Source organism: Glycomyces lechevalierae (assembly GCF_027622945.1).
Taxonomy (GTDB): Bacteria; Actinomycetota; Actinomycetes; order Mycobacteriales; family Micromonosporaceae; genus Glycomyces; species Glycomyces rutgersensis.
In genome coordinates this window covers 77,992-104,818 of the sequence record NZ_JAPZVQ010000019.1, presented here as the reverse complement: position 1 = coordinate 104,818, position 26,827 = coordinate 77,992, and the positions used below count along the sequence as shown (strand labels likewise).

Annotated in this window: 20 protein-coding genes and 2 pseudogenes; 8 read left to right on the top strand and 14 right to left on the bottom strand. The window is 71.0% G+C overall.

All coding sequences use genetic code 11. The annotated features are described in order from the left end of the window. The 8 genes and pseudogenes from O2L01_RS22745 to O2L01_RS22710 form a co-directional block, all read right to left on the bottom strand. Positions 1 to 218: pseudogene (locus O2L01_RS22745) on the bottom strand (sugar ABC transporter permease); the annotation flags it as partial. Between the two features lie 104 nt (positions 219 to 322). Further along, positions 323 to 2,017 carry a type 2 periplasmic-binding domain-containing protein gene (locus O2L01_RS22740; RefSeq protein WP_270124325.1) on the bottom strand — a complete coding sequence of 565 codons (1,695 nt, stop codon included), beginning with the start codon at positions 2,015 to 2,017 and terminating at the stop codon, positions 323 to 325. A gap of 174 nt (positions 2,018 to 2,191) precedes the next feature. Further along, a complete protein-coding gene (locus tag O2L01_RS22735; protein WP_270124324.1) occupies positions 2,192 to 2,896 on the bottom strand; it encodes a GH12 family glycosyl hydrolase domain-containing protein in 705 nt (234 codons plus the stop codon). A gap of 898 nt (positions 2,897 to 3,794) precedes the next feature. Beyond that, entirely contained in the window at positions 3,795 to 4,991 is a 1,197-nt protein-coding gene (locus tag O2L01_RS22730) for an MFS transporter (RefSeq protein WP_270124323.1), read from the bottom strand. After that, a complete protein-coding gene (locus tag O2L01_RS22725; protein ID WP_270124322.1) occupies positions 4,991 to 6,112 on the bottom strand; it encodes a 3-dehydroquinate synthase family protein in 1,122 nt (373 codons plus the stop codon). Before O2L01_RS22725 ends, O2L01_RS22730 begins: the two co-directional genes overlap by 1 nt. Beyond that, the gene (locus O2L01_RS22720; protein WP_270124321.1) at positions 6,105 to 7,145 is read right to left on the bottom strand and encodes a glycosyltransferase family 2 protein; all 1,041 of its coding nucleotides are present in this window, start codon (positions 7,143 to 7,145) and stop codon (positions 6,105 to 6,107) included. The genes O2L01_RS22725 and O2L01_RS22720 overlap by 8 nt, the downstream gene beginning before the upstream one ends. After that, positions 7,142 to 8,404, bottom strand: a complete 1,263-nt coding sequence (locus O2L01_RS22715) for a DegT/DnrJ/EryC1/StrS family aminotransferase (RefSeq protein WP_270124320.1) — start codon at positions 8,402 to 8,404, stop codon at positions 7,142 to 7,144. The genes O2L01_RS22720 and O2L01_RS22715 overlap by 4 nt, the downstream gene beginning before the upstream one ends. Continuing rightward, entirely contained in the window at positions 8,401 to 9,636 is a 1,236-nt protein-coding gene (locus O2L01_RS22710; protein WP_270124319.1) for a glycosyltransferase, read from the bottom strand. The genes O2L01_RS22715 and O2L01_RS22710 overlap by 4 nt, the downstream gene beginning before the upstream one ends. A 591-nt stretch (positions 9,637 to 10,227) precedes the next feature. Here O2L01_RS22710 and O2L01_RS22705 point away from each other — a divergent pair. Genes O2L01_RS22705 through O2L01_RS22690 form a run of 4 tightly spaced genes read left to right on the top strand, consistent with a single transcriptional unit; the run spans position 10,228 to position 14,566 of the window. Next, positions 10,228 to 11,697: a carbamoyltransferase C-terminal domain-containing protein gene (locus O2L01_RS22705; protein WP_270124318.1), complete on the top strand. Its 1,470-nt coding sequence runs from the start codon at positions 10,228 to 10,230 to the stop codon at positions 11,695 to 11,697. Positions 11,698 to 11,712: 15 nt separating this feature from the next. Continuing rightward, positions 11,713 to 12,411 carry a DUF6071 family protein gene (locus O2L01_RS22700; RefSeq protein WP_270124317.1) on the top strand — a complete coding sequence of 233 codons (699 nt, stop codon included), beginning with the start codon at positions 11,713 to 11,715 and terminating at the stop codon, positions 12,409 to 12,411. A gap of 55 nt (positions 12,412 to 12,466) precedes the next feature. Further along, entirely contained in the window at positions 12,467 to 13,471 is a 1,005-nt protein-coding gene (locus tag O2L01_RS22695; RefSeq protein WP_270124316.1) for an SDR family oxidoreductase, read from the top strand. Positions 13,472 to 13,498: 27 nt separating this feature from the next. Continuing rightward, positions 13,499 to 14,566 (top strand): Gfo/Idh/MocA family protein, encoded by a 1,068-nt coding sequence (locus O2L01_RS22690; RefSeq protein WP_270124315.1) that lies wholly within the window; start codon positions 13,499 to 13,501, stop codon positions 14,564 to 14,566. 12 nt (positions 14,567 to 14,578) lie between these two features. Here the strand turns inward: O2L01_RS22690 and O2L01_RS22685 are convergent, their stop codons facing one another. Together O2L01_RS22685 and O2L01_RS22680 are read right to left on the bottom strand one after the other, a co-directional pair. Next, the gene (locus O2L01_RS22685) at positions 14,579 to 15,559 is read right to left on the bottom strand and encodes a GDP-mannose 4,6-dehydratase (protein ID WP_270124314.1); all 981 of its coding nucleotides are present in this window, start codon (positions 15,557 to 15,559) and stop codon (positions 14,579 to 14,581) included. Positions 15,560 to 15,655: 96 nt separating this feature from the next. After that, entirely contained in the window at positions 15,656 to 16,495 is an 840-nt protein-coding gene (locus O2L01_RS22680) for a hypothetical protein (protein ID WP_270124313.1), read from the bottom strand. Positions 16,496 to 16,728: 233 nt separating this feature from the next. Between O2L01_RS22680 and O2L01_RS22675 the strand changes: the two genes are divergently transcribed. From O2L01_RS22675 to O2L01_RS25810, 4 genes and pseudogenes are all read left to right on the top strand, one after another. Continuing rightward, positions 16,729 to 19,647 carry a glycoside hydrolase family 3 protein gene (locus O2L01_RS22675; protein ID WP_270124312.1) on the top strand — a complete coding sequence of 973 codons (2,919 nt, stop codon included), beginning with the start codon at positions 16,729 to 16,731 and terminating at the stop codon, positions 19,645 to 19,647. After that, on the top strand, positions 19,644 to 20,435 hold the full coding sequence (locus O2L01_RS22670) for a hypothetical protein (protein WP_270124311.1): 792 nt from the start codon (positions 19,644 to 19,646) through the stop codon (positions 20,433 to 20,435). Before O2L01_RS22675 ends, O2L01_RS22670 begins: the two co-directional genes overlap by 4 nt. Positions 20,436 to 20,447: 12 nt before the next feature. Continuing rightward, on the top strand, positions 20,448 to 21,239 hold the full coding sequence (locus O2L01_RS22665; protein ID WP_270124310.1) for a glycosyltransferase family 2 protein: 792 nt from the start codon (positions 20,448 to 20,450) through the stop codon (positions 21,237 to 21,239). Further along, positions 21,233 to 21,862 (top strand): annotated as a pseudogene (locus tag O2L01_RS25810) (nucleoside phosphorylase); the annotation flags it as partial. The gene O2L01_RS22665 and the pseudogene O2L01_RS25810, both read left to right, overlap by 7 nt. Positions 21,863 to 21,955: 93 nt before the next feature. On the opposite strand, the gene O2L01_RS22655 reads toward O2L01_RS25810, so the two are convergent. The 4 genes from O2L01_RS22655 to O2L01_RS22640 form a co-directional block, all read right to left on the bottom strand. Continuing rightward, positions 21,956 to 23,026 carry an NAD-dependent epimerase/dehydratase family protein gene (locus O2L01_RS22655; RefSeq protein ID WP_270124308.1) on the bottom strand — a complete coding sequence of 357 codons (1,071 nt, stop codon included), beginning with the start codon at positions 23,024 to 23,026 and terminating at the stop codon, positions 21,956 to 21,958. Beyond that, positions 23,023 to 24,606: a HEAT repeat domain-containing protein gene (locus O2L01_RS22650; RefSeq protein WP_270124307.1), complete on the bottom strand. Its 1,584-nt coding sequence runs from the start codon at positions 24,604 to 24,606 to the stop codon at positions 23,023 to 23,025. The genes O2L01_RS22655 and O2L01_RS22650 overlap by 4 nt, the downstream gene beginning before the upstream one ends. An 82-nt stretch (positions 24,607 to 24,688) precedes the next feature. Next, on the bottom strand, positions 24,689 to 25,657 hold the full coding sequence (locus tag O2L01_RS22645; protein ID WP_270124306.1) for a class I SAM-dependent methyltransferase: 969 nt from the start codon (positions 25,655 to 25,657) through the stop codon (positions 24,689 to 24,691). Beyond that, positions 25,654 to 26,595, bottom strand: coding sequence for an isopenicillin N synthase family dioxygenase (locus O2L01_RS22640; RefSeq protein WP_270124305.1), 942 nt, complete (start codon positions 26,593 to 26,595; stop codon positions 25,654 to 25,656). Before O2L01_RS22640 ends, O2L01_RS22645 begins: the two co-directional genes overlap by 4 nt. Positions 26,596 to 26,827: the final 232 nt, after the last annotated feature.

Genomic DNA, 26,827 nt, shown 5'->3' with positions numbered 1-26,827 from the left:
CAGAACGGCCGGTAGGGGCTGTAGTCCATGAACGCGATGATGTTCCAGGCCGTGGGCCAGTAGTGGAACACCGCGAGGTGGGCGACCACGGGGAGCGCCAGCAGCAGCAGGGGCCAGTCGTGGCGCAGCCGCTGCAGCACGGTCCGCTTGCGCCGGACGACGGGGCGGTTCGGGGGCCGCTCGGTGTCCGGTGGGGCGGTGCTTTCGAGTGTTGCCATCGTTTGGGATTCCAGTCGTCGTAGATCCTGTGTGGAGGCGGGAGGTCGGCCGGACGGCCCTGCTCCGAGGTCCCAGTCCGGAGCGGGACCGCCCGGCCAGGGCGTTACTCGCCGTGGACGGCCTTGTACGCCTCGGTGTAGTACTCGCGGGCGGCTTCGCCGCCGTTGTCCAGGAAGGTCTGGACGATGTCCGGGATGGTGGAGAGGTCGGCGCGGCCGTACGCGATGTCGTTCTGCTGGTCCCAGAGGGTCCCGGCGGCGGTCTTGAAGTCGGCCGGGCCCTCGATCCGGATGCCCTCGAAGAGGTTCTTGTTGGCGTACTGCTGGATCGAGGCGTTGTAGTCGAAGCGGGCCTGGACCATGTCGGGGTCGCCGGTGAGGAATGTCTGGACCTGGCCGCACATCTGCTTGTAGTTGACCGGTGCCTGGACGACCTTGTTGCCCAGCTCGGTGAGGACGGGTGTGCCGTCCTCGCCGAGGTTGAAGTGCTCGCCTTCGACGCCGTACTGCATGAGCTCGTACTCGGTGGTGCCGTAGGGGGCCGCGCACCAGTTCGCGACGTCCAGGAGCTCCTCGACCTGCTCCTTGGAGAGTTCCTTGTTGAGGAAGGTCCATCCGTCGACGGTGGTGTTCATGGGGACGATGGGGGTCCGCCCTGCCGGGGCCAACGGCGGCAGCGGGGCGATCGCGCCCTCGATCTCACCGGTCTTGACCTGGCGCGCGAACTCGTTCCACCAGCCCATGTTGTCCTGTGTGAACAGCACGGACCCGGCCTTCTGCATCGCGTGGGCGTCCAGGGTGCCGGTCGGGGCGTCGGGGTGGATGAGCTTCTCGTCCCAGAGGGTGCGGCGGAACGTCAGCTGCTCAGTGAACTCGGGCAGCTCGCTGGAGTGGTACATCTTCTGCTCGACTTCGTTCCACTTCCAGCCCTCGGTGTCCCCCGCGGAGAACCACTGGCCGACGAACCAGTCGACGCTGGCGAAGGCCCACTTGCCGTTCGCGTCGTCCGACCAGGCGCGGCAGACCTCCAGAAGCTCCTCGACCGTGGTCGGCATCGCGAGGCTCGCGGCCTCCAGGTAATCGGTGCGCACGAACACGGCGTTGCCCTGGCCCCCGGAGAGATTGCCGGGGATGCCGAAGATGCGGGCGCTGTCGGGGTTCGCGACGTCGGTCGACCAGACCGACTGGCCCCACGACGAGGTCGGCAGGCCGGCCAGCAGCGGCCAGCGCTCGGCGATGTCGCCCTTGAGGATGTCGGTGAGGTCGTAGAAGTTGTTGACCACCGTCTCCTGGAAGTTGGAGTGGGAGCCGAGCATCCAGCCGAACATCAGGATGGCGTCGCCGTACTCGTTGGCCTTGAGCCACTGCACCGAGGTGTCGGCGAAGGTGTTGCCGTCCGCATGGCGGAGGTTGACGATGGTGCCGCCCCAGGCTTCGAAGAGCGCCGCGTAGTACGGGTCGTCCTCAGCTGGCGTGTCGCCCCAGATCGGCACGGTCATCTCGTAAGTGCCGCTGCCCGAGGGCACTTCGGTCACGGCTTGGACCGGTTCGGGGTAGGAGGTGAACGCAGAGGGGTGGTTCGGCGGCTCGCCCACGAGGTCGGGCTGGACCGGGAGCGTCCATTCCTGGTACGTGGGCAGGAAGTCGAACCCTTCGGTCGACTGGATGGCGCCGTCATCGGACGCGATGTCGCTGCAGGCCGAGGCGACCGGAAGACCTGCGGCTCCGGCGGCCCCGAGACCGGCGACCTTGAACAGGGAGCGCCGTTTGAAGGGCGCGGTCGAGGAGGGAATGGACATGGAGGAGGTCCTTTCGGGGGAAGTCGGGGGAGCCCTGCCAGATTGGACCGGCGCGGACCGATGCGTCCGATTCGTCAAACGAGATTGCCGGGCCGTGTGTGAGCGGGTCCGCCGGTAAGGCGATGGCGCTGGACCGCCGGGCCCGAGCGGGTGACCCGGCGGTCGGATCGCCTGCTACATCCACAGCGAGTAGCTGTTGCAATTGAAGTTGTAGCCTCCGGCTGACGAGGTGATCTCGAAGCCGAACCCGATCTCGTCGACGCTGACCTGCGGCATGCGGCCGTTGGCCACCAGCCACTGGCAGTGCGCGGTGATGTCCACCCACGAGTCGGTGGTCTGGTTGCGCGCCATGAAGCTGTGAACGTCGTTCGACCCGTTGCTGCCCTGGTAGTAAGCCCAGTTCTGGTAGCCGAGGTTGACATCGGTGACGTACGAGCCGATCGGACCGACCGGGCCTTGCCACTGCGTCCAGATCATGATCTCGTAGTCCCAGCCGTTGGCCCACACGTCGTAGGCGGTGGCGTAGGCGAGGCCCGAGCCCGAGGGCACGGTGACGTTGGCGTTGCTGGAGACGTTCCCCATGCTCCAGACGTCGCGCCCCAGCGAGTGGCCGACGTACGCGTAGGACTTGACGCCGCCCGTGTTCGGGTGGTCGGCCCAGACGCCCCAGTTCGAGTAGGAGTTCGCCCAGATGGACTGGGGGCCGGCGCCGCTGCCCCAGACGTTGTTGCCCAACTCGTAGTCGCCGGTGGTCCACACCGCGTACTTGTCGGAGGAGTACCAGGTGGCCGCCTGGGCGGGAGACTGGAGGGCGCCGACGGCGCCCGCGGTGGCCAGTGGTGCGGCCAGTGCCGCGGTGAGGAGCGATCTGCGTCGCATAACGTGCACGCCTTTCCCGAGACGTTGGGTTCGACCATCGATATTCATTAGATGAATGTCGATTTTTTAATTAGATCACGTGACCAAACTAAATCCAGAAACCAAACCGGTCTTCCGCTTGTCGAAATCCGCTGACTCGTTGTCGGTTTCCACGATGATGCCTGGTCTCCGCACCGGTCGGGCACGCTAATCCCTGCGGCTCCACAGTCCGTGGTGGTCAGCGCGAACACCGTCTGGCAGGGCGAGGTTCGCTAATGTTTAATCGGGCACACAAACAAACAAAGCTAAGATGAATGATCGATCCAGGACGGCATGTCGCCGCATGGGTCGGTAGCCTCGAAAACCGCTGCCGCCGCCGAAGCCTGTAAATGGCCAGAGCGCCCGCACGCATTGCCGAGGCACTGGAAGGCCGTTTGGTGACCGCGCTTGGACTAGAAAAGCATCAGATCGTCGGTAGGGCCACGCCCGCATCCGAGCTCCGCGGACCAACCGCTTGACGCTGCGGGTGCTGATTCCATATTGGACGGCAAGCTCGCGCTGTTTGACTCCCGATTCGAATGAAGCGACGAGCGCTGTTCGTTGTTCGGCGGAGAGACGGCGGGCGAGGGAAAGGGTTGCCTTTCCTTCATCTGCTCGATCACGAGGTCCGCACTGTCCCCGGAGCGCCACGAGGGGCCTGAAGTCGCGCCGCTGTAAGGGAGTGGGCTGGAAAGGCATTGGAACAGGCCGTCTACCTGCGGTGGAGTGTACAAACTAGCGAGTATTAGGTCGACCAGAGGTCGGTCGCGAGTCTGGATTCATCGTCACCGATCCGCCGTGGGATGTATTCGAAGCGCTCGATGTGCCGGTTCCCGATTGCTTCGCACGAATGGCGCGGGCCCGAAGTGGGTTTCGCCCATCATTTTGCGACCTCCTGCGTCGCGGGTGCGGCCTCGATTCGGGCGGTCGCCTTTGTGGACACGGCGGTCGCGAGGGCGGCGAGGGCCAGGACCGTGCCGGTGAGTGCGACCGCGCCGGGTCCCGCTTGGGCGAGGGTGAGCCCGCCGAGGGATGAGCCGAGGGCGATGCCGACGTTGTAGGCGATCGAGTTCCCGGCCGAGGCGGTGTCGGTGCTGCCGGGGGCGAACTCCATGACGCGGTTCTGCAGCGCCGGCGTGAGCGCCCCCATGGCGAGTCCGGTGAGGACGACCGTGGCGCCGGTGACCCACGGGTTCGCCCCGAAGACGTACATGGCGAGGAGTGTGGCCGCGATCAGGACGGCGGGCAGCGTCACTGCCAGCCGCTGGTTGCGGTCGGAGAGGACGCCGCCGGCGGCGATGCCGCCGAAGTCGGCCAGGCCGCGCGCGAGGAGCAGTGGGCCCAGCAGCGCCGCGGACATCCCGGCGACGACCGTGATCACCTCCGAGGTGTACGTGAACACCGCGAAGAACCCGGCGACCGCGAGCGCGGTGGTCGCGAGCACCAGTGCGTACTGCCGAGCGTCCGGGGTGGTGCCGCGCCCGGCGTGCTCGTTGCGGATCGGCTTGGACGGCAACGCGAACGCGAGGGTGAGCAGGGCGATCAGGCCCAGTCCTGAGAGCGCGAGGAACGTGGCCTGCCATCCGGCCGCCTGCCCGAGCCACGTGCCGGCAGGGACGCCCAGCATCGGCCCGATCGACCCGCCGGTGAAGACCACGGCCATGACGCGGCCGCGCACGTGGGCGGGGAACATGCCGGCGGCGACGGGCGCCACGATGGCCCAGAAGATCGCCTGGCTGAGGGCGGTGGCCACCCGTGCGGCGAACAGCAGCTCGTACGCCGACGCGGCGGCCGAGAGCGCCGTCGCGGCGACCAGCACGGCCATGAGCGCCAGCAGCAGCGGGCGGCGCGGCACCTTCGCGACCACTTTCACCAGCGGCAGTGTGAGCACGGCGACGGTGACGCTGTACCCGGTCACCAGCAGCCCCACCTGGGCCGGCGAGACGTCGAGGTCGCCGGCGATCTCCGAGAGCAGCCCCACCGGGACGGTCTCGACGGTCACGTAGCAGAACGCCGCGACCGAGAGCGCGAGCAGCGCGGACACCGATCTGCGATCGAAATCGGACAGGATGGTCATCACATCACCTCGGTGGCGGCTACCTTCTCGAACGCGTCGAGAGCGGTTTCAGTGGGCACGGGAATCAGGGGGCGGCCGTCGTCGCCGCGCACGGGCTCGCCCAGTCGGCGCAGCAGCACCATCGGGTTCACGCCGGGCGGGGACGGCAGGTGGCCGCGTTTGTTGTCGACGGCCAGCCGGGCCGCGAGCGCGTCGCGGTCGAAGCGGCCCAGGGCGGTTCGCGCGGGCGGCAGGCGCAGGTGCGCGAGCAGCCGGTAGTGCCGGTCGAGGCCGTCGGCGTCGAGGAGGCCGAGTTGCGCGCTGGCCTCGGCGGCCGCGAGCATGCCCCAGGCGACGGCCTCGCCGTGGCCCATGGTCCCGGCGGAGGCGGCTTCGAGGGCGTGGCCCACGGTGTGCCCGTACTCGAAGACGAGCGCGCCGCCGCGTTCGTGCGGATCGTCGTGGAGGAACGGCGCTTTCGCGTCGAGTCCGAGCGAGAACAGCGCGTCGAAGGCGTCGATCGGGCGCGTTTCGAGCGCGGCGAGCGCGCCGAGGAAGTCGCCTTCGCGGTCGGGGCGCACCGCCAGGACGTTCTTGGCCATTTCGGCGACACCGGTGAGCAGCCCCGAACGGGGCATCGTCGCGAGCCAGGCGAGGTCGCAGGCGATCAGGGACGGCGCGAGGTAGGCGCCGCCGAGGTTCTTGCCCGACGCGAGGTTCACGCCCTGTTTGAGGGAGAGCACGGCGTCGAACGCGGCCACGGGAGTGGTGGGGAGGTGGACGAGCCTGACGCCGCGGAACAGGAGCGAGGCGGCGAGCCCGGCCGTGTTGCCGACGAGGCCGCCTCCCATGGCGAGGACGACGGAGGCGCGGTCCGCGCCGCCCTCCACCGCGGCGTCGAGCACCGCTTCGACGAGCGATAGGCGCTTGTGCTCCTCGTTCGGGTCGATCACGAAGGGCTGCACGGGTATCCGCAACCGCTCGAGGAGCGGTCCGGCGTGCGCCTCGGCCGCCTTGTCGAGGACGAGGACCGCCGAGGACGGCCGCAGTTCCTCGATCGCCGCACCGATCGCGTCGGCGCAGTCGGCGCCGTACCGGTACGGGATCCCGGCGGCGCCGATCCACAGGGTGCCTTCACGCATCGTGCGCTCCTCGCGGGGTCGGTCGGAAGCCGCTGAACAGGAGACCGGGGCGCCGCAGCTGGAACGCCGCGACGGCGGCGCCGACATCGAAGGCCGATTCCAGTGCCGCGCAAGCGAATGCGTCCGCGACGCCGCGCACGCCGCGGCCGGGGGAGTGCCGCGCTCCGGCGCGCAGGCCGAGCGCGAGCGCCGCGGCGGCCGGGACCAGCGCCAGGCTCCGTCCGCGCGTGGCCGGGGCGGCCGCGAGGGCCGCGACCGCGGCCCCGCCGACGGCGACGACCGGGTTCCAGCGCGGCTCGCGCCGGTCCGGATGGACGACGGTGAGCCACTGCTCGGACCGCCCGTAGCCGTACAGGCGCCGCCACACGGCGCGCACCGAGTCCGAGCTGAGCCGGTCGTGGACGACCTCGGCCTCCGGTTCGGCGAGGATGCGGAACCCGTGCGCGGACAAGCGGATGCCGAGATCGACGTCCTCGCCCGAGACGACGGTGAGCGATTCCTCCACGAAGCCGCCCACGGCCTCGAACACCGCCCGGCGCAGCAGCAGGTTCGAGGTGGTCGCCCATTCGAGCGCGCCGCCCGTCGCCGGACGCTCCAGGTCGCCGTGGAGCAGCGCGGAATGCCGCATGACGCGGTGGACCGCGGTCGGGCTCGCCTCGACCGAGGTCGGCCCGGCCAGGCCCGCCGCGTCCGAGGACCGGATCGCCGCGACGTAGCGTTCGAGCAGGTCCGGCGAGGCGCGGCAGTCGGAGTCGATGAACAGCAGCAGGTCGTGGGAAGCGCGGCGGACGCCGAGGTTGCGCTTCGCGCCCACGTGCCGGGGGCCGCGCAGGTAGCGCGCGCCGTGCCGTTCGCAGTGCGCGCGATGGCGGTCCGTGTCGGCGCGGCCGGAGTCGTCGACGAGCAGGATCTCGACCGGCTCGGGGCAGCGGTCGGCGGCCGCCCGCAGTGCGGCGAGGGTGCGCTCGGTCGCGGCGACCCTGCCGCGCACGGGGATCACCGCCGAGACCCCTGGGGAGACGGCGTCGTTCACGCGTCGCCTCCGGGGTGCCGGGCCACTTTCGCGGCGGCCGCGGCGATGTCCGCCATGTCCTCCTCAGTGCCGAGGAACGCGCTGTGGTGCAGGAGCACCGCGTGGCCCGCGAGGTATTCGGCGCCGGGGTAGCGGCGGTCGGCGTGCAGTGCCCGGAACCGCTCCGCGAGCGGCGCGAGCGTGGACTTGCGCCACGGGGCCAGCAGGGGGCTCCGCGAGAGCGGCACGCGCGGCGGGTACGCGCGCAGGCCCAGCTCGGCCGTCATCGCCTCGGCCGCCCACGCGTTCGTCCGCCCCGGCGGCAGCGGATCGAACACCAGCGGCACCTCGTACAGCGACAGCCGGTCCTGCGCGGGGGAGCGGCGGGGGAGCCGTACCCCGGGGACGTCGGCCAGCATGCGTTCCAGCGCCAGGAAGTTCGCGTTGCGGACCTCGTGCTGATCATCCAGTATGGACAACTGCTCGCACAGCAGCGCCGCCGCGAACTCGCTGAGGCAGTAGTTCGCGCCCATGGTCTCGGCGGTCTCGTACAGCGGCAGCTCGCCGCGCACCGGCTCGTCCCGGTAGCGCCGCGAATCCGCGCGCAGCTCCTCCATGAGCCCGGCGGCCGCGCCGTCGTCGGTGACGACCGCGCCGCCTTCACCGGAGGTGAGCACCTTGGAGTGCTGCATGCTGAAGCAGCCCGCCCATCCCAGCGAGCCCGCGGCCCGGCCGCGCCAGCGCGCGCCGTGCGCCTGCGCGGCGTCCTCGATCACCTTCGCGCCCAACGTGGTCGCTGCGGCATTGAGGACCGGCACGTCGGCCATCGTGCACGCCCAGTGCACCGCGATCACGGCGGCCGCCTCCGGCTCGGCCGCGACCGCCGCGGCGTCGAGGCACCCGGTGGCGGGGTCCACGTCGACCAGGACCGGCACGAGCCCGGCCCGGAAGACCGCCGTGGCGGTGGCCGTCCAGGTCAGCGCCGGCACCAGGACCGGGTCGCCGTACCGCAGCCCGAGTGATTCGAGCGCGATCACGAGGGCGCTCGAGCCGTGGTCGGTCGGCACGCAGTGCGCCGTGCCGGTGTAGTCGGCGAACGCCTGCGCGAAGCGGCGCTCGTAGAGCCGGTCCCGGTACGGGCTGGTGATGGCCCAGTTCGCCGAGTGCAGCACCGCGTCGAGGGCGGCGCCGGCGCCCGGAGCGGCCGTCGGCCAAGCGGGCCAAGGGCGGCCGGGGCCGCGCACGGGCGCGCCGCTGTGGATCGCCAGCGCGGTGGTCATCGCGGCTCCAGGCCCGGGGCCCGCACTTCGCGGCCGATGCGCCGCGCCTCGGCCAGGATCTCGAGGTTCCACCGGTCCCACAGGCCCGCGAGCCGCGAGGTCAGCACCACGACGTCGACCGAGTGGTCGGGCAGGGGGGTGCGCAGGCCGATGGCGTGCCAGGCCCGCTCCCGGCCTTCCAGCGCCTCGGCGTCGAAGTCGAACAGCGCGGCCCCTTCGAGGTTCCCGGGAACCGTTGCGCCGCAGCCGATCACGGCGACCCTGTCGGCCTTGCCGAGGTCGCTGGTGGCGGCGGCGACCTCGTCGGCCACGTCGAGCCCCTTGGACTTGGCGGTCCATTCGAGCACCGCCCGGTAGTCGTCCTCCCAGGGCCAGTACCGGTCGGTGTGGATGAGGTTCCAGCCGATCTCGGCCACCGGCTCGCGGTGCTTGGCGAGCATCTGGCCGATGTTGTTGCGGTTGCCGCGGGCGTTGCCCTCGTCGTCGCGCTCGTGCGGGGCCTCGACCACCCAGGCGTCGTGGTCCACGACGAACCGGACGCCGTGCTTGTGCAGGCGCAGGCCCAGTTCCATGTCCTCGACGCCCCATTGGCGGAAGTCCTCGTCGAAGCCGCCCACGGCCCAGTAGTCCGCGGTGCGCACCGAGCAGTTGGTGGCCCACAGCAGGATCCACGGGACGGCGAGCTCGCGCAGGTCCCAGCCGCTGCGCGTGAACGCGCCGTGGCGGATGTCCCAGAAGGACGGGTCATGGGCGTAGACCTCGAGCAGCCGCTCCGGCAGGAGCCGGCCGGCCATGGCCTCCAGGCCCGCCGGCGGGTCCTCGGGCCGGTACGCGTAGGCGTACCCGACCACCGCGCGCGGTTCGCTCTGATCGCCGTGCGCCGCAAGGTGGCGGCGCAGGTACTCGGGGCCGACGACGGCCCCGGTGTCGATGAAGACGAGGAGGTCGGCGGCGGCCAGCCGGGCCCCGGCGTTGCGGGCCGCGGCGACCCGGAAGCCCTGGTCCTCCTGGAAGACGTACTTGAGCCGCAGCCGTTCGGTGAAGGACGCGGCGACTTCGGCGGTGTGGTCGGTCGAGCCGTCGTCGACGACGATGACCTCGTACTCCGCCGGGTCGAGGTCCTGCCTGGCGAGTCCGCGGAGGGTCTCGGCCAGGAGCGCGGCGCGGTTGAAGGTGGGAATGACGACGGTTGCCTTGGGAGCGTTCCGCGGTCCGGTTGCCGGGTGGGTCATGTTCGTCCTTCTCGACAGCACACGGGAGCGACAGTCCGACGGACTGCGCTGCTACAGCGTCTTCTCGACAGCGTCATTGCTGGTACGGGGCGAGCGAATACCGGGATGCGCGAGGGGAGGCGGCCTGCTCCGGCCGCGCCCGACGCCGCGCCGTCGCGTTGCGTCAGGTGCTGGACACGCTAACAGCATCAATTGAGGCATGTCAACATCTGTTTCCGGAACACCGCCGGAAGTTCCGCCTCGAATCCATTGGCCCCCAAGCAGTGTCGCGGGCCGTCGTCCGCCAACCGTCCGCAGTCGAGCATTGACGCATCGCGACGTGACGTGATAGCGTTCCCAGCGGTTCGGACCCGCGACGGCCGGGAGGCACCTCCTTGACGCTGAGAACGCAAGCGCGGCAAGCCCATCGAGGCCTCGCCCCGGCGCAGCCGGACCACGATCCCTGACATGCCCGCAGCCGAGACTCCGAGAGCCGACAGGGAGCGACCATGAGACGACTCGTGCTCTACTGCAAGCAGACATGGCGGCGCTGGCAGCGCAACCGGAAGCTCCGCAAGAACGACCCATTCCTCTACAAGTAGGAGCGCGAGCATGGTCCACTGGGGAATTTCCGCGCTGTCCCACGACGCGTCGCTCGCGGTCGTCGACGACGACCGCATCCTGTTCGCCGCGCATGCCGAACGCTACTCGCGCAGGAAGAACGACGCGCTGCTCCACCAAGGACTCATCGACGAGGCCCTGGCGTTCGGCGTCCCCGAGCGCATCGCCTGGTACGAGCGGCCGATGCTGAAGAAGCTGCGGCACCTGCGGGCCGGGCAGTGGAAGGACGCCGCGACGGCCGAGGACCTGCCGGGCCGGTACCTGCGCTCGCTGGACCTGCCGTTCCGCGTGCCGGACATCGAGTTCGCCGACCACCACGCGAGCCACGCCGCGGCCGGCTTCGCCACGAGCGGCTTCGAGGACGCGGTCGTGATCGTCGCGGACTCGATCGGCGAGTTCCGGACGTTCTCGATCGCCGAGTACGACCGCGCCGGCGAGGTGCGGCTGCTGCACGCGCGCTCCTACCCGCACAGCCTCGGACTGCTCTACAGCGCCTTCACGAAGCGGTGCGGGTTCAAGCCGAACGAGGACGAGTACATCGTGATGGGCATGGCGGCCCTCGGGAGCCCGGTCCACGTCGACCGCATCCGCGAGGAGCTGCTCGAGATCACGCCGCCGTCCTTCCGCCTCAAGCTCAACCCGCACCACGGGATCGGCGACTGGATGGCCGACGCGAAGGCCGAGGACCTGGCGGCGAGCATCCAGGCCGTCCTGGAGGAGGTCATGGTCGGCGCGGCGGTCTGGGCGCGCGGGCGGTCGGACTCGCGCAACCTCATACTCGGCGGCGGCGTCGCGCTCAACTGCGCCGCCAACGCCAAGATCGCCCGGCAGGCGGGGTTCGACGACGTCTGGATCTTCCCCAACCCCGGCGACGCCGGCTCCAGCGTCGGCGCCGTGGCCGCCGTCAGAGGCGGCCGCCTGCGTTGGGAGGGACCGTATCTCGGCACCGCGATCGAAGGGGAGTACCCGGTCGACGCGCTCGTCGAGGAGCTCGCCTCGAACGGCATCGCCGCGGTCGCCAGCGGCCGGGCCGAGTTCGGCCCCCGGGCGCTCGGGAACCGGTCCCTGCTGGCCGACCCCCGCCCGGCCGACATGAAGGACCGCGTCAACGTCGTCAAGGGCCGCGAACCGTTCCGCCCCTTCGCGCCGATCGTGCGCGCCGAGCGGGCCCACGAGCTGTTCGACATGCCCGTCCAGGCCTCCCCGTACATGCAGTTCGTGGCGCCCTGCCGCTTCCCCGACGAGTACCCGTCGATCATCCACCTCGACGGCACGAGCCGGGTGCAGACCGTGGCGCGCGACGAGCACCCCGGCCTGTACCGGCTGCTCGAGGCCTGGGAGGCCGAGACCGGCTGCCCGCTGCTGCTCAACACCAGCCTGAACGTCAAGGGCGAGCCGCTGGTGAACACCCGGGACGACGCGGAGCGGTTCCAGGCCGCGAACGGCGTGCGCGTCTACTAGCGAGAGGAGCGCCGCATGGCGAAACTGCTGGTGGCCAACGGGTGCAGCTTCACCCGCGGCGAGGAGCTGCCGCACCCGGAGGCGCAGGCCTGGCCGACGCGGCTCGCCGACCGGCTCGGCGTCCCCTGCGTCAACCTGGCCCGCAACGCCTCCTCGAACCGCAGGATCGTGCGCAGCACCGTGATGCGGCTCGAAGCGGTGCGACGCGAGCACGGGCTGCGCCCCGAGGACATGGTCGTGGTGATCGCCTGGACGCAGACCGCGCGGCACGAGTACCACTCCGCGATCGAGCCGGTGCCGCAGGAGGGCCCGCCCGACCACCCCGTGGACGCGGGCTGGCACCGGGTCGGCCCGTGGCTCCTCGGCCGGGGCCACAAGCCGACGAAGGCGTTCTACGACATGATGTGGTCCGAGGAGGGCCAGCTCGTCAACTTCTTCGTCGACTGGACGCTGCTCCACGGCCACCTCACCGCGCACGGGTACGACGCCCGCTACGCGTTCGCGTTCCCGATCACCGATCCGATTCCCGCGCACGCGAAACCGCTCATGGACGCGCTCGACGCCGACCGCGTCTGGGGCGGCCTGCCGACCCCGCCCGAGCGGTCGTTCGTCAACATGCCGCCGCGGTTCGCCCGCGGGCCCGGCGGCCACCCGCTCGAGGCCGGCCACGCCTGGTTCGCGGACGGACTGGCCGACTGGATCGCACCCCGATAGCCAACGGCCGCAACGGGTCACGCCCGGCGCGGCACGCACCACGAAGGAGTACGACGTGACGCTGCAAGTCTTGTTCATCGGCGGCACCGGGACGATCTCGGCTTCCTGCGCGCGCGAGGCGGTGCGCCAGGGCCTGGACGTCACCGTCCTCAACCGCGGCCTCACCGCGACCCGGGCGATCCCCGAGGAGGTCACCCGACTGACCGCCGACACCGAGGACCCGGCGGCGATGCGCGAGGCGATCGGCGACCGCACCTTCGACGCGGTCGTCGACTGGATCGCCTTCCACCCCGACCAGGTGCGGCGCGACATCGACCTGTTCTCCGGGCGCTGCGGCCAGTACGTGTTCATCAGCTCCGCCGCGGCCTACCGCACCCCGCCGAACCGCCTGCCGCTCACCGAGTCCAGCCCGCTGGGCAACCGCGAGTGGCGGTACGCGCGCGACAAGATCGCCTGCGAGGACCTGCTCGTGCAAGCCCACCGGGAGGACGACTTCCCGATGACGATCGTGCGGCCCTCGCTCACCTACGACGAGACCATCGTCCCGTTCGACGGCGGCTGGACCGTCATCGAGCGGATGCGGCAGGGCAGGCCGATCGTCGTGCACGGCGACGGCACCTCACTGTGGACGATGACGCACGCGCGCGACTTCGCCGTCGGCTTCACCGGGCTCCTCGGCCGGGACGCCGCCCTCGGCGAGGCGTTCCACATCACCGGCGACGAGGCGCCCGCCTGGGACCGGATCTACCGCACCTTCGCCGCCGCGGCGGGCGTCGCCGACCCCGAACTCGTCCACGTCCCCTCCGACGCGATCGAGGCGGTCGACGACTGGTGGGGCGTCGGCCTCCTCACCGACAAGGCCCACTCGCTCGTCTTCGACAACGGCAAGATCAAGTCCCTGGTGCCCGAGTTCGGGCTCCGCGCCACCCCGCTCAAGCTCGGCGCCCGCGAGATCGTCGCCTGGTTCGACGCCCACCCCGAGCACCAGTGGCGCGACGAGAAGACCGACGCCAACATGGACCGGCTCGTCGCGGCGTACCGGCCCCGTCCCCTCGACTGACGAACCTCCACAGAGAGAGAAGGCAACATGGCCAACCAGACCAAGCAGCGCGCCCTCGTGTTCGGCGCCGGCCGGGTCGCCGACTGGTACCTGAACATCTTCTTCCCCGACCTCGCCGACCGCTGCGAGGCCGTGGGCCTCGTCGACGTGAACCGCGAGGCCCTGCGGTCCTACGGCGAACCCCGCGGCCTCTGGCCGCACGCCTGCTACGACTCGATCGACGCCGCGTTCGCCGCCGTCGACGCCGGCGACCTCGAGCCCACCTGCGCCTTCGTGGTCCTGCCGCCCGAGGTCCACTACGAGGCCGTCGCCGGCTGCATGAAGCGCGGCATCCCCGTCCTCACCGAGAAGCCGCTCTCCGACGACCTCGCCGAATGCCTCGCGATCGAGGCCGCCCTCGAACCCTCGCACCGGGTCGCCGTCATGCAGAACTACCGCCACAGCGAAGGCGTGCGCGCCGCCCGGAAACTGGTCGCCGTCGGCGCGATCGGGCGCCCGCACGCGGTGTCCCTGCGCTTCCGCACCGACTACCGCGAGTTCGGCTCCTGGGACGGGCCCGCGAGACACGAAGTGCCGCACCCGATCCTGCTCGACGCCGCCGTCCACCACCTCGACCTCCTGCGCTTCGTCTCCGGCAAGGAGTTCGAGAGCCTGGTCTGCGACGAATGGGTCCCGTCGGGCGTCACGAGCTTCGCCGGCGGCTGTTGCGTCAACCTCATGGCCCGCATGACCGACGGCGTGCGCGCGACCTACGAGGCCAGCGTGGTCGGCGCGGGCGAGCCCCGCTCCTGGACGGGGGAGGAGATCCGCGTCGAAGGCGAACTCGGCGCCCTCCACGTGATCGGCCCGCGCCTGTGGACCGAGCGCCTCGAAGACGGCGAACTCGTCAAGGAGGAGGTCGCCCTGGAACCCATGCGGTATCACCACCACATGCAGGCCATCGTGGACTTCCTCGACTGGATCGAGGGCGGCGACGTCGAGGTGCCCACGGTCCCGGACAACCTCGGCTCCCTGCGGGCCATGTTCGCGGCCGTCCGGTCCGCGAAGGACGGCGCCTGGGTCCGCCTCGACACCCTGGGCCCTGACGCCGCTTGAAGTCCTTGCCGCTCAGGCGGTCTCGGACCCCAGCCGCTCGCGCATGCCCCGGATCCCGGACTCGAGGTCGACCTTCGGCCGCCAGCCGAGCACCCGCTCGGCGGCCGCGATGTCGAGGCGCACCCGCCGCACCTCGGCCGGGAGCTCCGGGGCGTACTCGACCTCATGCGGCGCGCCCATCACGGCGCACACCATCGCCACGACCTCGTTCACGCTGGTCTCCACACCCGTGCCGATGTTGAACGACCCCGCGGCATCGGTCTCGCATGCCGTCTTGAACGCTTCGACCACATCGGAGACGTGCACGAAATCGCGCGTCTGCGTGCCGTCGCCGTAGATCCGCGGACGCTCCCCGGCGCGGATCCGCCCGATCGAATGCGCGATCACATCCGAGGAGTACCGCCGGTCGAGCCGGTCGCCGTAGACGTTGCCGAGCAGCAGCGAGGTGCAGGAGATCCCGTACGTCTCCGCGTACATCTCCAGGTAGAGGTCGGCGGCGGCCTTGCTTGCGCCGTAAGGGCTCAGCGGCAGGCGGGCCGAGCGCTCGGAATGCGAGCCCGCGCCCGGCGGCAGGCTGCCGTACGCCGCGCCGCCGCTGGAGGCGGCCACGAACTTCGCCGCGCCGGCAGCGACCGCCGCTTCGAGCAGGTTCACGGTGCCCACGACGTTCGCCACCGCCCCGGCCGCCGGACTCGCCACCGAAGTGGACACTTTGGACTGGGCGGCGAGGTGCACGACCACGTCCGGCCGCCACCGCGAGAGCAGGTCCGCGGCCTCCGGGCCGCTCACGTCCGCCACGAACAGGTCCCTCACGCCGGCGGCGGCCAGCGCGTCGAAATGCGCCTGCGCGCCCGCCGAAAGGTCGTCGACGACCCCCACGCGCCACCCGGCCTCGGCCAGGCGGAGCGCCACGTGCGAGCCGATGAACCCCGCCCCGCCCGTGACCATGGCCTTGCCGGGCGCCGCCGCGCCGCTCTCGGTGTTCGCACTCATTGAGCCCCCAAGTGAAAGTGGCGTACTCCGGGCGCACGGAAGTCCGCGGTGGAGCGTCGAGGCTCCGCGGGCGGCCGGACCGGCGTCCGGTGCCGGTCAGGCGGCGCCGATGCCGCTGACGGCCCGGATCTCCGACAGGAACTTGTGGTAGGCGGGGCGCTCGGGATAGGTCGAGTGCATCGCGACGATGCCGTCCACGCTCTCGACCGGCACTTCGTTGTTCGGGCAGACCACGCGGTACCGCATCGGGTCGAGCAGCTTGACGCGCCCTTCGCGCACATGCCGCCGCAGCACCCACATGATCGCGCCCTGCTCGTCGTAGTAGTCGACCTCGTTGTGCCGCACATGCGCCGACCACCACCGGTAGTCCTCGCGGAACTCGTCGCCGAGGTCGGCCCCGGCGCGCTGGCCGAAGAACCCGGCGTTGATCGGCGCGTACCCGTACCGGCGGGCGAGCTCGGCCGGGTCCAGGGCGTGGAGCTCGTCCGCGGTGAGCGGCGCGATCTCGTCCTCGAAGCGGAACCCGAAGGCGCCGTACGGCCAAGTGTGGCGGAACGCCTCCTGGGAGACGATGTAGTCGTGGCCGTCGCCGGCGATGAACTCGCGCAGCTCGGTCGGTTCGGCGAGCAGGAAGATGTCCGCGTCCACCCGGAACTCGGTGGCGTTCAGGTCGTAGCGGAAGCGCGGCGCCCATTTCAGCCAGGTCGCCCGGTCGTCGAGGTATTCGCCCCCGGGGACGTCGAAGTCGACGAGCTCGGCGGGGGTCTCAAGGCCCTTGGCGAGGAGGCCGGGGTCGTCGGTGCAGACGAGGTAGTCGGCCTCGGAGCCGAAGAAGCGGCGGAACGTGCCGATGCTGTGGTCGAGCATCTCGATCGCGGCGGGATTCGGTTTCCAGAGCGCCCAGCGGAACAGGACGCGCGGTGACTCGAGGTGCAAGGTGAACGCTCCCAGATTCCAAGCGGGGTCACGGGATGGCGGCGACTCGCGAACCACCGTAACCGGACGACTTCCCAGTGTCAACCATCCTGCATCGACGGATGCCGATGAAATTGTTCACAGAAGGCTTGCGCTGCAAAGCAAACGAGAACTCTGGACAGAACTGTGGTCGCTATGTCACGCTAAGACGCGCTGAAATGCTTTGCATTGCCGTCCAAAGGAAGGCCTCGACCTTGAGCGACGCACCGCCCTACCGAGACCCGTCCCTTCCCCGCGCCGCACGCGTCGCCGACCTCCTCTCCCGCTTGACGATCGAAGAGAAGATCGGCCTCCTGCACCAGTACCACCGGCCCGTCGAACGACTCGGCATGGGAGCGTTCAAAACCGGCACCGAAGCCCTCCACGGCGTGGCCTGGCTCGGCGAGGCCACCGTCTTCCCGCAGGTCGTCGCCCTCGGCGCGACCTGGAACCCCGAGCTCGTGGAGCAGATCGGCGCGGCCGTCGCCGACGAGGTCCTCGCCAAGCACCGCGCCGACCCCGCCAAGGTCGGGCGCAACGTGTGGGCGCCGACGGTGAACCCGCTGCGCGACCCCCGCTGGGGCCGCAACGAGGAGGGCTACTCCGAGGACGCCTGGGCCACCGGGGTCATGGGCCGCGCCTACGCCCGAGGCCTCAAGGGCGACAACGGGTCCGTGTGGAAGACCGCCCCGTGCGTCAAGCACTTCGTCGGCTACGGCCACGAGCGCGACCGCGGCCTCGCCTCCTCCGACATCCCGCCGCGCGCGCTGCGCGAGTACGAGTTCGCCGCGCAGCGGATGCCGATCGCGACCGGCGACGCCATCGGCTCGATGCTCTCCTACAACCCGGTCAACGGCCGCCCCGCGCACGTCACCCCCCTGGCCGACGAGATCCGCACCTGGACCGACGACGAGGTCTTCATCGTCTCGGACGCGTACGGCCCCAAGATGACCGTGACGTTCCAGGGCTACTTCGACGACCTCCTCACCGCGTACGTCGCCTGCGTCAAAGCCGGCATGGACTCCTTCACCCAGGACGACGACGACCCCGAAGAAGTGCTCGGCATCCTGCGCACCGCCCTCGACCAGGGACTCCTCACCGAGGCCGAGATCGACACGGCCGTGCGACGCAACCTCCACGTGCGCTTCGGCCTCGGCGAGTTCGACCCCGAAGACCCGTACGCGCACATCGGCGCCGAAGCGGTCAACTCGCCGGAGCACCGGGCCCTCGCCCGCGAGGCCGCGACCCAGTCGATCACGCTCCTCAAGAACGACGGCATCCTCCCTTTCAAGGCCCCCAGGAAGATCGCCGTCATCGGCCCGCTCGCCGACACCCAGCTCAAAGACTGGTACTCCGGCACCCTCCCGTACGCCGTCACCGCCCGCGACGCCCTCAGTGAACGAGCCGAAGTCGTCCACTGCGAAGGCGTCGACCGGATCCGCCTGCGCTACAAGGACCGCTACCTCACAGTCGAACCCGGCTCCGGCGTGGCCCTCACGGCCGCCCCCGGCCCGGCCGCCGAGTTCGACCTCCACGACTGGGGCGGCGGCCAGCACTTCCTGTACAGCACCGCCACCGGCGAACCGCTCAACAGCACCGAGGAAGGCGTGCTCACCGCCGACCACCTCGGGCCGCGCATGTTCGACCCGACCGACATGTTCCTCTTCGCCGAACGCGAGGACGGCACCGTCGCGCTCCACCAGCTCCACCCCAACGACCGTGCCCCGGGCGGCAAGTGGATCGCCCTCGATGGCGACCGCCCGGTCCTGACCACCGACGCCGCAGCCGCCGCGGGCTTCCACTTCGACCTCGTCATCGACGGCGCCGAGCAGGCGGCCGCGCTCGCCGCCGACGCCGACGCGGTGATCGCGGTCCTCGGCAACCACCCCGCCGTGAACGGCCGCGAGAACGAGGACCGCGCCGGCCTCGAACTGGCGCCCGCCCAGGACCGCCTCCTGCGCGCCGTCGCCGGCCCGAACACCGTCCTCGTCCTCTCCTCCTCCTACCCGTTCGCTGTGAACTGGGCCGCGGCCCACCTGCCCGCGATCGTCTGGTCGGGACACGGCGGCCAGGAGTGGGGCAACGCCCTCGCCGACGTCCTCTACGGCGACCGCGACCCCGAGGGCCGCCTCCCGCAGACCTGGTACACCGACGCCGCCGAGCTCCCCGCAGTGACGGCGTACGACATCATCGCCGCGGACTCGACGTACCTGTACTACCCGGGCGAGCCGCTGTTCCCCTTCGGCCACGGGCGCTCCTACACCGCGTTCACTCACGCGAACCTCAAGGCGGACAAGGCGAACGCCGCACCCGGCGACCGCATCCGCCTCACCGCCGAGGTCACCAACACCGGCGACCGCGACGGCGTCGAAGTGGTGCAGCTCTACTCGCGCCAACTCGAGTCGCGCGTCAAGCAGCCCCTGCGCCGGCTCCGCGGCTTCGTGAAGACCCGCCTCGACGCCGGCGAGACCCGCACCGTCGCCTTCACCGTCCCCGTGGACGAACTCGCCCACTGGGACAACGTCACCGGCCGCATGATCGTCGAAGCGGCCGACCACCGCTTCATGGTCGGCCGCTCCGCCGCCGACCTCCCGCTCGCGACCACCGTCCGCATCGACGGCACCACGGTCGGCCCCCGCGACCTCTCCCGCCCGCTCTCGGCCGTCGCCAACGACGCCTACTCGGGCGTCCTGTGGCGCGACGAGAGCCCCGCGACGGGCGACGTGATCGCCGCCGACGAACCGGGCGCCTGGATCCTCCTGGGCGACTGCGACTTCGGTGGAGCCGAACGGGGGAAGAGCGGCGGAGCCGAACAGAGGCACAGCGGCGGAGCCGAACGGGGGAAGAGAGGCGGAGCCGAACAGAGGCACAGCGAACCTGGATACGCCACAGTGTCCGCCCGCGTCGCGGGAGCCGCCTCCCGCCTCACCCTCCGCACCGGCGATCCCCGCGACGGCGACGTCATCGCCGAGATCGACACCCCCGCCACCGGCGGCGTCTACGACTACACCGAGGTCACCGCCGCACTCGGCCCCGTACAAGGCGTCCAGCAGCTCTACGTGCACTTCGAGCACCCCGGCGTCCGCCTCGCCTCACTCGCCTTCGGCCCCGACGGGACGGACGCCCGACCATGACCCCGCGCCTCTGCTTCCTCCTCCTGGACCACAAGGGCGACGAGTACTTCCACGACCTCGTCGCCGGACTCCGCCGCTTCTGCCCCGCCGACATCGTCTGGTACGACGCGGGCCGGATCGGTGGCAACCGGTACACCGACGGCGTCCCCCGCCTCGCCGCCAGCCGCCCCCTCGAATACGCCAAAGAGGCCCCGTTCTTCCTCGACGCCTTCGAATGGGCCGCCCAACACGACTACGACTACCTCGTCAACGTCGAGACCGACATGGCCTTCGTCAACCACGGCTACGCGGACTTCCTCGCCCGGACCATGGCCGAATGCGACTACCTCGCCCCCCGCCTGGAACCGCACACCCCCCGCACCTCGCGCTGGCGCCCCTACCGCAGCCTGCGCGGCGAACTCCCCGAACTCCTGGGCCTCTTGGGCATCGGCCACACCCACCGCGCGTTCAACCCCGGCCAGGTCTTCTCCCGCGCCTTCGTGCGCGCCGTCCTCGACGCCCCCTTCTACGGGCGCCTCCGCGACTTCGTCGAACGCAACCAGCAGCCCGGCAACTCCTACTCCCTGCCCGAGGTCCTGATGCCGACCATGGCCGAAGCCCTCGGCCTGAAGCTCGCCGGATACCCGGCCCGGCACGACGCGTACAACCGCTACCGCCCCTACCACGCCCTGAAGTCCGTCGAGCGCGCCGCGGCCGAGGGCGTCCACTTCGTCCACCCGGTCCGCCGCGACCCCGACCACCCCGCGAGACGCTTCGTCCGCTCACTGACCAGCCCCGTTCATTCCTGAATCGGAGGAACCATGACCGAAGCACCATTCGTCTCCGTCTACGTGATGACCTACAACCAGCGCGACAAGGTGGTCGACCTCGCCCGCGACCTCGCCGACCAAGACCACCCGGCCGACCGCTACGAGTTCGTCGTCCTCGTGGACGGCAGCACCGACGGCACTGCCGAAGCCCTCGACGACCTCGTCGGCGAACTCCCGTACCGGCTCGTGGTCCTGCGCCGCGAGCACGAGGCCGACTACCTGTGCTCCAAGCGCCGCAACGAATGCGTAGCCGCCGCCGACCCCGGCACCGACGTGTTCGTGCACGTCGACGACATCCGCGTCCGCCCCGACTTCGTGCGCCTCCACGCCGAGCACCACGCCGCCGGCGACCTCAAGATCGTCACCGGCGCCCAGTCCACCGGCGAAGAACTCAACTGGGACTTCGAGAAATGCCAGCGCCGCCACCTCGCCGGCCCCAACGGCGAGGCCCGCGCCACCCACCACTGGATGGCCATGTGGGGCTGCAGCTACAGCTACCCCCGCCGCCTCTCCGACCTCCTGAACGACGGCGAGTTCGACAAGCCCTTCGACGAGCGCATGACCGACTGGGGCGGCCACGAGTCCGAGTTCGCCTACCGCGCCTACAGTGCCGGCGCCCAGCTCGTCTACGACCCGGCAGTGGGCGTCTTCCACCAGGACCACACCGAGACCCGGGACGCCGCCCGCGGCCTCGACTACGACGAGCGCGTACGCGCCGGCAGCGAGAAGAACATGGCGTACATCGTCGCCAAGCACGGCCTCGCGGAGCTGGACCGATGGTAGACAAGGACCGCGCCGAACTCATGACGCACCTGCCGGCGCTCGACACCCAGGCCACCGTCGCGATCCTCACCGGCGACCCGAACCGCGTCCCGCTCCTCGCCGCAGCCGTCGGTGAACCCGAAGGCGAACGGAGCCGCCGCGGCTACACCGTCGCCCAGTCGCGGACCCCGGACGGGCAGCCGGTCCTGGTGTGCTCCACCGGCATCGGCGGTCCCTCCACGGCGATCGCCGTCGACGAGCTGATGCAAGCCGGAGTCGAGACCTTCGTGCGGGTCGGCACCTGCGGCTCGATCCAGTACCACATCAACGCCGGGCAACTGGTGGTCTCGACCGGCTGCGTGCGCGACGACGGCACCAGCGGCTCGTTCCTGCCGCCCGAGTACCCCACGGTCCCCGACTTCGACCTCACCAGCGCCATAGTGGAGCGCGCCCGGCGCGGCACGAGGCCCGTCCACCCGGGCGTCACGCACTGCAAGGACGCCTACTACGCCGAGGCCCCCGACGGCTTCCCGCTCGCCGACCACTGGCGCCGCCGCTGGGAGGGGATGCGCGCGAGCGGCGTGCTCGCGACCGAGATGGAGGCCGCGGCGCTGTTCGCGCTGGCGATGATCCGCGGCAAGCGGGCCGCGGGGATCTTCCTGACGGTGGACGACACGTTGACGGCGGAGCAGACGCTCGCCGCGCTGAGCGACGCGGCCCGCTTCGCGGTCGCGGCGTCACGCGGGCTTCCAGCGGTCGAGGTTCTCCTCGTAGATCTCCCGCATGGTCATCGGCACGTCGTACCGCTGCGTCCATTCGGGATAGTGCGCTTCGAATTTGGCGTTCGAGCCGATCCACCAGATGTGGTCGCCCACGCGGCTCTCGTCCACGTATTCGCGGGGGACGGGCCGGCCGACGAGGGCGCCGGCGAGGTCGAGCGCTTCGAGCACGGAGCAGTTCGAGCGGCGCCCGCCGCCGAGGTTGTACACCTCGCCGACGCGCGGCGCCCGGTAGAACCGCTCGAAGGCCGCCACGACGTCGGCGCAGTGGATCACGTCGCGCACCTGCTTGCCGAGGTGCCCGAAGATCCGGTAGGTGCGGCCCTCCATGGCCGTGCGGACGACGTAGGCGAGGAAGCCGTGGAGTTCGGCCGCCGAGTGCGCGGGCCCGGTGAGCGTGCCGCCCCGGAACACGGCGGTGCGCATGCCGAAGTACCGCCCGTACTCCTGGACCATCACGTCGGCGGCCACTTTGGACGCCCCGAACACGGAGTGGAGTGACGCGTCGATCGACATGTCCTCGCCGATCCCGTCGCGGTACGGGTGCGAGGGCTCGATCTCCCAGCGTGTCGCCAACTCCCGCAACGGCAGTGCGTTCGGAGTGTCGCCGTACACCTTGTTCGTCGAGCAGTGGATGAACACCGCCTCCGGCGTGTGCGTGCGGGCCGCTTCGAGGAGGTTCAACGTGCCCACGGCGTTGATGTCGAAGTCGGTGTACGGCTCGGCGGCCGCCCAGTCGTGGCTCGGCTGCGCGGCCGTATGGACCACCAGCGAGAGGTCGGAGGCGTACTCCTTGAACACCGCCGCGAGGGCGTCGCGGTCGCGGATGTCCGCGTCCACATGGAGGTAGGCGTCGCCGAGGTCGCGGCGCAGCGCCTCGACGCTCCACCTCGTGGAGCCGTCGCCGCCGAAGAAGTAGCCGCGCATGTCGTTGTCGACGCCCACGACGGTCATCCCGAGTTCGGCGAAGCGGCGCGCGGACGCCGACCCGATGAGCCCTCCGGAGCCGGTGACCACTGCCAGGCTCACTGCGTCTCCCCCTGGTCCTTGCGGAGCGCCGCCACGGCCAGCTCGCGTTCGAAGTTGACGCCGAAGTCGGGGTCGAGCGGGTGGGCCTCGGCGATGAGCCCCGCCTGGGTGCCGCCAGACTCCACGGCGAGGCGCAGCGACTGCATGGCGGCCTGCCGCACGCGGCCGGCGTCGTCGCGCAGGGCCGCGCCGAGATCGGCGATGCGGTCCTCGCCGCGTTCGCTCCGTGCGATCCGGCCAAGGGCCACAACGGCTTCGGAACGGACAGTGGCTTCGGGGTGGCCGGCGGCGAGCGCCGCGACCGCGCCCAGGCCGCGGCCCGGACGGCCCCGGCCGGCGGCGAGGACGCCCCAGCACCAGGCGGCCGCGCGGGCGGTCATGGCGTTCTCGGAGGCCAGCCGGTCGGCCACGGCCTCGAGCAGGTCGTCGCTCACGTCGCGGGCGAACTCGCCGAGGAAGTAGATCGCGGTCCGCTCGGTGTCGCCGCCTTCGGCGAGCGAAGCCCGCACGAGATCGATTGCGGCCGTTGCCCCTTCGGGCGCACCGGTGAGTCCGAGCGCGAGCGCGAGGAAGGGCCGGTGCTCGGCGGCGACCCGGTCGGCGGCCGCGAGCAGCGCCGGGACGGCGGCGGCGCCGAAGCGCCCGAGGGACCACGCGCATTCGTCGCGCGCGTAGAACGACCGGTCCTCAAGACCCCGGACGAGGAACGGCAGCGCCGCGGGGTCGGCGATGCGGCCCAGCGCCCCGGCCATGCGCCAGCGCACGTCGAAGTCGGGGTGCTCGGCGAGCTGCCGGCAGAGCGCGGGCACCGCGCCGCGCACGTCCGGATGCCCCGGGAGCGCGGCCAGGTCCATGCCGGCGCGCATGACGGTCGGCCAGGTCTCGTCCGGCGATTCGAGGACTCGCCGGGCGCGCGCGATCCGCTGGGCGTCGGTCAGTTCGGACGGTTCGAGGAAGGCCCGGTCGTTCCGGGCCTCGTGCCCGTAGTGGTAGACGGCGGCCGTCGGTTCGAAGTGGATCGCGAGCGCCGGGTCGGGCAGTTGGCGCTTTGTCCAGTGGTGGTCTTCGAGCTCGATCACGTCCTCGTCGAAGGGGCAGCGCTCCCAGAACGCGCGCCGGAAGGCCGAGTTGGCGTTCCAGAAGTCGGTGTCGGCGACCTCGCGCCGCGGGCGCGGGTCGGAGAAGATGTCGAGGTCGCACTTGTCGAGGAACTTGGCGTGGAGCGGGTAGACCTGCGCGCCGTACACGCCGAGCACGTCGTCCCGTTCGGTGTCCGCGGTGAGGTTCGCGAGCCACCGGTCGTGCTCGGGGACGGCGTGGGCGCTGACGATGACGACGGTGTCGCCCCGCGCGGTCTCGACGGCGCGGTTGAGGGCGAACCCGGGCCGGTAGTCGTCGATGTCGATGAGCTGGTCGGCGTACTCCTCGGCGAACTCCCGCGAGCCGTCCGTGGAGGCGTTGTCGACGGCGACGATCTCGACGCCGTGGGAGGTGCGCTGCGCCCGGACCGCCCGGAACACCGCCCCGATGTGGGTGATCTCGTTGTGGAACCTGACGATGACGCTGATGCTGGGTGCCATGCATACTCCGAAGTCGAGTTCGGTCGGTACAGGTGGGAACGGCGGCCCGACGGCGTCGGCGGGCGCCGGGTAGACGACGGGTCTAGAGCTCCATCCGGGCACGGTGCTCCGTGCGCTCGAAGGTCCACAGCAGCGAGTCGGGCGCGAGGATCGGCTCGCTCGCGAGGACGCGCAGCGTCGCGGGCACGTCTGCGGCGGGGATATCCGAGGCGAGGAGCACGACTCGACCGCCCGGGGCGACCACTCGGGCCAGCTCGGCGAGCACGGCTCGACGCGGTTCGCGCCCGATCGGGCGCGCGACGGCCGCGTCCACACTGGCGTCGGGCAGATTCAGCGAGTGGGGGCGCCCCGCCGCCGCTTCGGCTACGTCTGGTCCGGCCGTCGCGACGGCCTCGCGGTCAAGGACCTGCTTCCATCCGCTCGCGTGCGCTTCGGAACGCAATGCATCGGACCCGCGGAGGGCGTCCAGCAGCGTGGCCCCCGCGGGGCCCGCGGCGGCGAGCATCACCGCCGCGACGAACCTGTCGCGGTCCGGTGCCTTGGCGGTGCCGATCCGCGGCCCCGCGACGAAGCCGCCGTACCGGTACTCGCTGACCCGCACCTCCAGGCCGTCCCGGTCGTCGACCCGCGAGTGCGGCCCGGTCCCGAGTATCAGCTGCTCCAGCGCCGCACGCAATGCCCCCGGGTCCACCGACCGCTGCTCCAGCACCGAGGGCACCACTCGGAGCGCCGCCGCGCCGATGCCATGTCCCTTGAGGACTCGTTCGGCGTGTCCGCGGTCCCAGAGCTTCGCGGCGATGGCGCCCGGGCCGTCGCCGTGGGCGCGGTCGGCGAGGCCGGCCTCGGCGAACACGTCCAGGACCGTGCGGAGCCGCAGTACCAGTTCGCGCCCGCGAGGGGTGGCCTCGAACCGGATCACCTCGGCGCGGCCGTCGAAGCCGAGCTCGGTGACGCGGACGCCTTCGATCCGTTCCAGATCGCCGCGCACTATCCTGCCGGTGCCGGGAATGCAGGTGGCGAAGCAGCGGGCCGTCGCCGCGTCCGGGCTCACGCGGCGTTCGCTCCGTAGACGACTTGCGCGAGTTTCCGGTAGTAGTCGCCCGAGGTCACCGGGTCCGAGGCGGCGTCGCCGGCGCCTGACGGGACGCGGTCGACGAGGACGTCCAGATTCGGCTGGCAGAAGAACGCGAGGGAGATCCGGTCGCTGCGGGAGTCCTCCGGGAGCGCCACCACCCGGTGGAGCGCTGCCACCCAGCGCCGCCCGGTCCACCGCTCCATGAGCATGCCCAGGTTGACGATGAACGAGCCGGGCGCGACCGGCACGTCCACCCAGGCGCCTTCAGCCGTGCGCACCTGCAGGCCGCCGTGGCGGTCGTCCTGGTAGAGCAGGGTCATCGCACCCCAGTCGCGGTGGGCGGGATGGCGCAGGCGCTCGCCGCCGCCGTCCTCTGGGAAGGGCGGGTAGTAGTTCGCGACCAACGGAGTGAAGCCTTGGTCGAACCGCTCGACGAACCAGTTCTCGGGCAGTTCCAGCGCTGTCGCCATGAGCCGCATCAGCGTCGTCGCGAGGACGTCGACCTCGCGGTAGTAGTCGGCGAAGGACTGCCGGAAACCCGCGAGCCGCGGCCACCGGTTGCTCCGGTCGAAGTCGCGGTACTCGGGCGGCACGGTCCGGCCGTCCTCGGTGAGCATGCTGCTGAAGAACTGCTCATGGTGCTCGCGCCGGATGAGTCCCCGGGTGAGGGGGTCGGACATGTCCGCCTGGACCGTGTCCTTCCCGGCCGGGTCGCTTGTGAAGAAGGTCCTGGAGCGCTCGGCGATCCTGTCGATGGCCGCCTGCGGCACCGCGTGCCCGACGACCCGCAGGAACCCGCCGGTCGCGAAGGCCTCGTCGACGAGTTTCGCGGCGGTCGTGCGATCGGCCGCGGTACCGAGGGCCCTGAGGTCGAGGAGTGGCAGGTCGCCGCCGTGTCCGGTCAATGGGGGCATGTGCTTGTTCCTCCTGCGTCGCATACGGACCCGCTCGGCGGGCACAGGCCGCAGCCCGGCCGCCCGGGGTCTGGTCAGGGGATCGTGGAGTGTGAATGTCGGTCCCGCAGGACTCCCGTGTACTCGAGATCGTCAGGGGCTCGGGGCGCACTTTCGAAGCGTTTCGACGGCGTCCGCTGTTTCGGAAGCGCTACGGAACGCTATCACGAACTTCGATACGAGGCAAGATTTG

Coding starts and splice junctions, on each gene's coding strand:
- O2L01_RS22740 (WP_270124325.1), bottom strand. CDS start 2,017: ATGTCCATTCCCTCCTCGACCGCGCCCTTCAAACGGCGCTCCCTGTTC.
- O2L01_RS22735 (WP_270124324.1), bottom strand. CDS start 2,896: ATGCGACGCAGATCGCTCCTCACCGCGGCACTGGCCGCACCACTGGCC.
- O2L01_RS22730 (WP_270124323.1), bottom strand. CDS start 4,991: ATGACCATCCTGTCCGATTTCGATCGCAGATCGGTGTCCGCGCTGCTC.
- O2L01_RS22725 (WP_270124322.1), bottom strand. CDS start 6,112: ATGCGTGAAGGCACCCTGTGGATCGGCGCCGCCGGGATCCCGTACCGG.
- O2L01_RS22715 (WP_270124320.1), bottom strand. CDS start 8,404: ATGACCACCGCGCTGGCGATCCACAGCGGCGCGCCCGTGCGCGGCCCC.
- O2L01_RS22710 (WP_270124319.1), bottom strand. CDS start 9,636: ATGACCCACCCGGCAACCGGACCGCGGAACGCTCCCAAGGCAACCGTC.
- O2L01_RS22705 (WP_270124318.1), top strand. CDS start 10,228: ATGGTCCACTGGGGAATTTCCGCGCTGTCCCACGACGCGTCGCTCGCG.
- O2L01_RS22700 (WP_270124317.1), top strand. CDS start 11,713: ATGGCGAAACTGCTGGTGGCCAACGGGTGCAGCTTCACCCGCGGCGAG.
- O2L01_RS22690 (WP_270124315.1), top strand. CDS start 13,499: ATGGCCAACCAGACCAAGCAGCGCGCCCTCGTGTTCGGCGCCGGCCGG.
- O2L01_RS22685 (WP_270124314.1), bottom strand. CDS start 15,559: ATGAGTGCGAACACCGAGAGCGGCGCGGCGGCGCCCGGCAAGGCCATG.
- O2L01_RS22670 (WP_270124311.1), top strand. CDS start 19,644: ATGACCCCGCGCCTCTGCTTCCTCCTCCTGGACCACAAGGGCGACGAG.
- O2L01_RS22665 (WP_270124310.1), top strand. CDS start 20,448: ATGACCGAAGCACCATTCGTCTCCGTCTACGTGATGACCTACAACCAG.
- O2L01_RS22650 (WP_270124307.1), bottom strand. CDS start 24,606: ATGGCACCCAGCATCAGCGTCATCGTCAGGTTCCACAACGAGATCACC.
- O2L01_RS22640 (WP_270124305.1), bottom strand. CDS start 26,595: ATGCCCCCATTGACCGGACACGGCGGCGACCTGCCACTCCTCGACCTC.